Below are 4700 nucleotides of genomic sequence, written 5' to 3'. Positions count from 1 at the left end.
CCGGAAGTAGTTGGGGGTTGCCCCCTGTGAGATATGGAAGTCGCTTAGCTCTAGGGAGTTTAGCTCAGCTGGGAGAGCATCTGCCTTACAAGCAGAGGGTCAGCGGTTCGATCCCGTTAACTCCCATAGGTCCCGTAGTGTAGCGGTTATCACGTCGCCCTGTCACGGCGAAGATCGCGGGTTCGATTCCCGTCGGGACCGTTAGAATAACGTAAGTTATTTTAGACTCGTTAGCTCAGTTGGTAGAGCAATTGACTTTTAATCAATGGGTCACTGGTTCGAGCCCAGTACGGGTCATATATGCGGGTTTGGCGGAATTGGCAGACGCACCAGATTTAGGATCTGGCGCTTAACGGCGTGGGGGTTCAAGTCCCTTAACCCGCATTAAGATATAATAAATGAGCCGGCTTAGCTCAGTTGGTAGAGCATCTGATTTGTAATCAGAGGGTCGCGTGTTCAAGTCATGTAGCCGGCATTTTTAGATAGAAGAAAACAGTGCGAACGTAGTTCAGTGGTAGAACACCACCTTGCCAAGGTGGGGGTCGCGGGTTCGAATCCCGTCGTTCGCTTAGAGAGGCCGGGGTGGCGGAACTGGCAGACGCACAGGACTTAAAATCCTGCGATTGGTAACGATCGTACCGGTTCGATTCCGGTCCTCGGCATAATATAATGAGCACCCTTAGCTCAACTGGATAGAGTACCTGACTACGAATCAGGCGGTTAGAGGTTCGACTCCTCTAGGGTGCATTTTTCTATTTAACTCGGGAAGTAGCTCAGCTTGGTAGAGTACTTGGTTTGGGACCAAGGTGTCGCAGGTTCGAATCCTGTCTTCCCGATATATGGCGGTGTAGCTCAGCTGGCTAGAGCGTCCGGTTCATACCCGGGAGGTCGGGGGTTCGATCCCCTTCGCCGCTATAATGATCTTGTTGGACCTTTAGCTCAGCTGGTTAGAGCTCTCGGCTCATAACCGAGTGGTCGTAGGTTCAAGTCCTACAAGGTCCATTTGAATAGTATGGAGGATTACCCAAGTCCGGCTGAAGGGAACGGTCTTGAAAACCGTCAGGCGTGTAAAAGCGTGCGTGGGTTCGAATCCCACATCCTCCTTTTGTATTAACGCGGGATGGAGCAGCTCGGTAGCTCGTCGGGCTCATAACCCGAAGGTCGTAGGTTCAAATCCTGCTCCCGCAATAAGGCTCGGTAGCTCAGTTGGTAGAGCAATGGATTGAAGCTCCATGTGTCGGCGGTTCGATTCCGTCTCGCGCCATTTTTATTTATAGTATTTATGCGGGTGTAGTTTAGTGGTAAAACTACAGCCTTCCAAGCTGTTGTCGCGAGTTCGATTCTCGTCACCCGCTTTGAACTTTGTTCAAATTACCAAGTTTTTAACTTGGGCGCGTAGCTCAGGTGGTTAGAGCGCACGCCTGATAAGCGTGAGGTCGGTGGTTCGAGTCCACTCGTGCCCATTAATAGGAGAATTACTCAAGAGGCTGAAGAGGACGGTTTGCTAAATCGTTAGGTCGGGTAACTGGCGCAAGGGTTCGAATCCCTTATTCTCCGTTTTATTGAGAGTTTATAACTCTTTTTTTGTATTTTTAAGAATAGTAGAATAAAAACTTCAGCTTTGTAAAACTTAATTGGATTACTTATCTGAATTTTTTTTGCGCTCTTTGTCAACTGTAGTGGGGTGAAGAAAAGCTAAGATCGAGAAAGGACAAAATTTGTCCTTTCTTCTTTGATGTTCAGAGCGATAAAAATCCGTTTTTTGAAGTTTTCAAAGTTCCGAAATCCAAATACATTTCGCTTGATAAGTTTGATGAGATTATTGGTCGCTTCCAATTTGGCGTTAGAATAGGGTAGTTGAAATCCGTTAACAGTTTTCTCTTTGTCCTTGAGAAAGGTTTTAAAGACAGTCTGAAAATAAGTTGTTTAGTCGCTTTTCATTATAGGTCATATGGGATTTTTTCTACAACAAAATAGGCTCCATAATATCCATAGGGGATTTACCCACTAGAAATATTATAGAGCCTCTTTTTTGATATTTAGATTGGTAAAAATCCGTTTTTGAAGTTTAATAATATAAAAAACTTCAGATGTGTAGAACTTAATTGAATTACTCATCTGAAGTTATTTTATAATTGTATTATTTTACTTCCAACTCTTGAGTGAAATTTCTCCACTATTTAGCCAGATTTCTTTTCCGTTATCACATTGAACTAAAAGTTTTCCACTTTCAGAGATATCTTTAGCAAGTCCTTTGTAGTCTTTTTGATCTAGTGTAAAAGTAACTTCTTTTCCAAGAACAAATGACTGTTTTTTATATAGGTATAATAACTCATCTGCTGGTGTTTCGAAGAAAGTGTGCCATATTTCGATAATTAATTCATTTCTGGTAATAGGTGCTGGTACATTAAATAAACTAGCAGCTTTTTCTTTTAATTCTTGAGGGAAGTCTTTAATAGTAAAGTTGATTCCTACTCCAATAATGATATCTGTGACTAAGCCAGTTTCTACAGATGTCATTGCCTCAGTGAGGATTCCTCCAATTTTATGATTTTTGAGGTAGATATCATTGACCCATTTTATGTCGACATCTATTAAAGTTAGGTTCTTAATGGCTTTGTAGATAGCTCCTGCTACAAGTAGTGTGTAGGATGGTAATTGGTTATAGGGGAGATTGGGTTTAAGATGGAGTGTCATATAAATGCCACCTTGGGGTGAGTAGAAAGAACGTTGAAAACGGCCTCGGCCAGCTGTTTGATAGGAAGCTAGATAGAGGGTGTTTGCTTCATTTCCTAAATCAATTGCTTCTTTTGCATCGAGTTGTGTTGATCTTGTTTCGGGTTTAAAACTGATTTTAATTGGAAGACTTTGTTCTAGAAGTTCTGGAAGAATAAGGTCTCCATTCACTAGTTTATAGCCTTTGTTTTTGATACTATCAATTTCAATGCCTTCTTGTTCTAAATGCTTGATGGCTTTCCAAATTGATGTTCGGGTCAGTGATAGTTCTTCTGCAATCTTTTCTCCGCTGATATAGTCGGTTTCTTTAGCTAGAATTTGGTAGACGGCTTGGTAGGATTTCATAGTGTTTCCTTTCTTTAGGAATTGTAAATGATTTAAATATTGTTCGGATAGTTGGTCAAAACCTTATTATATTACTACTATTTTAACATATACCTAGTCTTTACGGTATGATTTTCTTATAGTAAATCTAGTCATTAAGTTTGAGTTTTGAAATATTAGTATTTTTGCGCCCTTTTTTACCTAGTAAACGTTTCCTTTATTTTCAAATTGCTAAAAAAGTGGTACAATATAGGGTAGCTTACTATTATCTGAATCAACTGATTTGGAGAGAAAGGATTCATTTTGAAATCAATAGGCTTTATTGAAAAGCTGAAAGGGTTGTCTAGTAAAGAGCTGATTTTATTGGGAATTATCCTGAGTATCTTTTTACCCTTTTATCTTTTTGTAGTTGTATTCTGTTTATATATTATTAGTTTGATTTTTACAGGAGACATGAAAAGTATTCTTCAGAAAATGGGGGAGCATCCGATGCTACTTCTTTTTCTTGGCTATAGTACTGTTATATCCGTTTTTGCACAAAATTGGATGGGAGTTGTGGCTTCAGTAGGAATGTTTCTATTTACTGTTTTCTTTTTGCACTATCAGTCGATTTTATCACATAAATTCTTTCGATTGATTTTGCAGCTCGTCTTGTTTGGTAGCGTATTATCAGCTGCTTTTGCGAGTTTAGAACATTTCCAAATTGTGAAGAAATTCAACTATGCTTTTCTTTCACCCAATATGCAGGTCTGGCATCAGAATAGAGCAGAAGTGACCTTCTTTAATCCTAATTATTATGGAATTATTTGTTGTTTCTGTATCATGATTGCCTTCTATCTGTTTACAACGACCAAGTTGAATTGGTTGAAAGTATTCTGTGTGATTGCAGGCTTTGTGAATCTCTTTGGTTTGAACTTTACTCAAAATCGAACTGCCTTTCCTGCTATTATCGCTGGAGCAATCATCTATCTCTTTACGACCATTAAAAACTGGAAGGCCTTTTGGCTTAGTATTGGGGTCTTCGCGATTGGCTTGAGTTTCCTCTTTTCTAGTGATTTGGGAGTTCGGATGGGGACTTTGGATTCTTCTATGGAAGAGCGCATTTCTATCTGGGATGCTGGGATGGCCTTGTTTAAGCAAAATCCTTTTTGGGGTGAGGGGCCATTGACCTACATGCACTCTTATCCTAGGATAAATGCTCCTTATCATGAACATGCTCACAGTCTATATATCGATACGATTCTGAGTTACGGAATTGTGGGGACTATTTTATTAGTTTTGTCTTCTGTTGCTCCTGTTCGATTGATGATGGATATGAGTCAGGAGTCGGGGAAACGTCCGATTATCGGTCTTTATCTGTCTTTCCTTACAGTGGTTGCTGTACATGGAATTTTTGACTTGGCCCTCTTCTGGATTCAGTCAGGTTTCATTTTCTTACTAGTTATGTGCAGTATTCCGTTGGAGCATCGAACTTTGGTATCGGACATGACGGATTAAGTTTATAAGATTAAAATGGCTCTTTGTCAACTGTAGTGGGTTGAATAAAAGCTAAGATCTAGAAAGGACGAAATTTGTCCTTTCTTTTTTGATATTGAGAGCGATAAAAATTCGTTTTTTGAAGTTTTCAAAGTTCCGAAATC

2 protein-coding genes, 17 tRNA genes and 1 pseudogene are annotated in these 4700 nt (G+C 40.0%); 18 read left to right on the top strand and 2 right to left on the bottom strand.

Features of this window, described 5'->3' with window-relative positions:
* The first annotated feature begins 53 nt into the window (after positions 1–53).
* The 17 genes from QM408_RS09150 to QM408_RS09070 all read left to right on the top strand — a co-directional run bounded on the left by QM408_RS09150 (position 54) and on the right by QM408_RS09070 (position 1557).
* Positions 54–126: transfer RNA gene (locus tag QM408_RS09150), tRNA-Val, on the top strand.
* Positions 127–128: 2 nt separating this feature from the next.
* Positions 129–201 (top strand) — tRNA-Asp (locus QM408_RS09145).
* A 23-nt stretch (positions 202–224) separates the two neighbouring features.
* Positions 225–297: transfer RNA gene (locus tag QM408_RS09140), tRNA-Lys, on the top strand.
* A 5-nt stretch (positions 298–302) separates the two neighbouring features.
* Positions 303–384: transfer RNA gene (locus tag QM408_RS09135), tRNA-Leu, on the top strand.
* 18 nt (positions 385–402) lie between these two features.
* Positions 403–475, top strand: a tRNA-Thr gene (locus QM408_RS09130).
* A gap of 22 nt (positions 476–497) precedes the next feature.
* Positions 498–569: transfer RNA gene (locus QM408_RS09125), tRNA-Gly, on the top strand.
* A 7-nt stretch (positions 570–576) separates the two neighbouring features.
* Positions 577–662, top strand: a tRNA-Leu gene (locus QM408_RS09120).
* Between the two features lie 11 nt (positions 663–673).
* Positions 674–747, top strand: a tRNA-Arg gene (locus QM408_RS09115).
* Between the two features lie 15 nt (positions 748–762).
* Positions 763–836, top strand: a tRNA-Pro gene (locus QM408_RS09110).
* A gap of 5 nt (positions 837–841) precedes the next feature.
* Positions 842–915: transfer RNA gene (locus QM408_RS09105), tRNA-Met, on the top strand.
* Between the two features lie 13 nt (positions 916–928).
* Positions 929–1002 (top strand) — tRNA-Ile (locus tag QM408_RS09100).
* Between the two features lie 12 nt (positions 1003–1014).
* Positions 1015–1104 (top strand) — tRNA-Ser (locus QM408_RS09095).
* 10 nt (positions 1105–1114) lie between these two features.
* Positions 1115–1188: transfer RNA gene (locus tag QM408_RS09090), tRNA-Met, on the top strand.
* 3 nt (positions 1189–1191) lie between these two features.
* Positions 1192–1264 (top strand) — tRNA-Phe (locus QM408_RS09085).
* Between the two features lie 20 nt (positions 1265–1284).
* A tRNA-Gly gene (locus QM408_RS09080) sits at positions 1285–1355 on the top strand.
* 34 nt (positions 1356–1389) lie between these two features.
* Positions 1390–1463: transfer RNA gene (locus QM408_RS09075), tRNA-Ile, on the top strand.
* Between the two features lie 6 nt (positions 1464–1469).
* Positions 1470–1557 (top strand) — tRNA-Ser (locus QM408_RS09070).
* Between the two features lie 138 nt (positions 1558–1695).
* Here QM408_RS09070 and QM408_RS09065 read toward each other — a convergent pair.
* Positions 1696–1917, bottom strand: a pseudogene (locus QM408_RS09065) (transposase); the annotation flags it as partial.
* Positions 1918–2145: 228 nt separating this feature from the next.
* Positions 2146–3081 carry a bifunctional biotin--[acetyl-CoA-carboxylase] ligase/biotin operon repressor BirA gene (gene birA / locus QM408_RS09060; protein WP_414374355.1) on the bottom strand — a complete coding sequence of 312 codons (936 nt, stop codon included), beginning with the start codon at positions 3079–3081 and terminating at the stop codon, positions 2146–2148.
* 282 nt (positions 3082–3363) lie between these two features.
* Between birA and QM408_RS09055 the strand changes: the two genes are divergently transcribed.
* Positions 3364–4557, top strand: a complete 1194-nt coding sequence (locus QM408_RS09055) for an O-antigen ligase family protein (protein ID WP_414374352.1) — start codon at positions 3364–3366, stop codon at positions 4555–4557.
* Positions 4558–4700: the final 143 nt, after the last annotated feature.

The sequence above is a fragment of the Streptococcus mitis genome, assembly GCF_047464965.1.
Lineage (GTDB): Bacteria > Bacillota > Bacilli > Lactobacillales > Streptococcaceae > Streptococcus > Streptococcus mitis_DU.
Note: the sequence above shows the minus strand (reverse complement) of the source record. Positions and strands in the feature narration are given on the sequence as shown.

Excerpts from the sequence above, each read along its gene's own strand:
- birA (WP_414374355.1), bottom strand. The coding sequence starts at position 3,081 with ATGAAATCCTACCAAGCCGTCTACCAAATTCTAGCTAAAGAAACCGAC.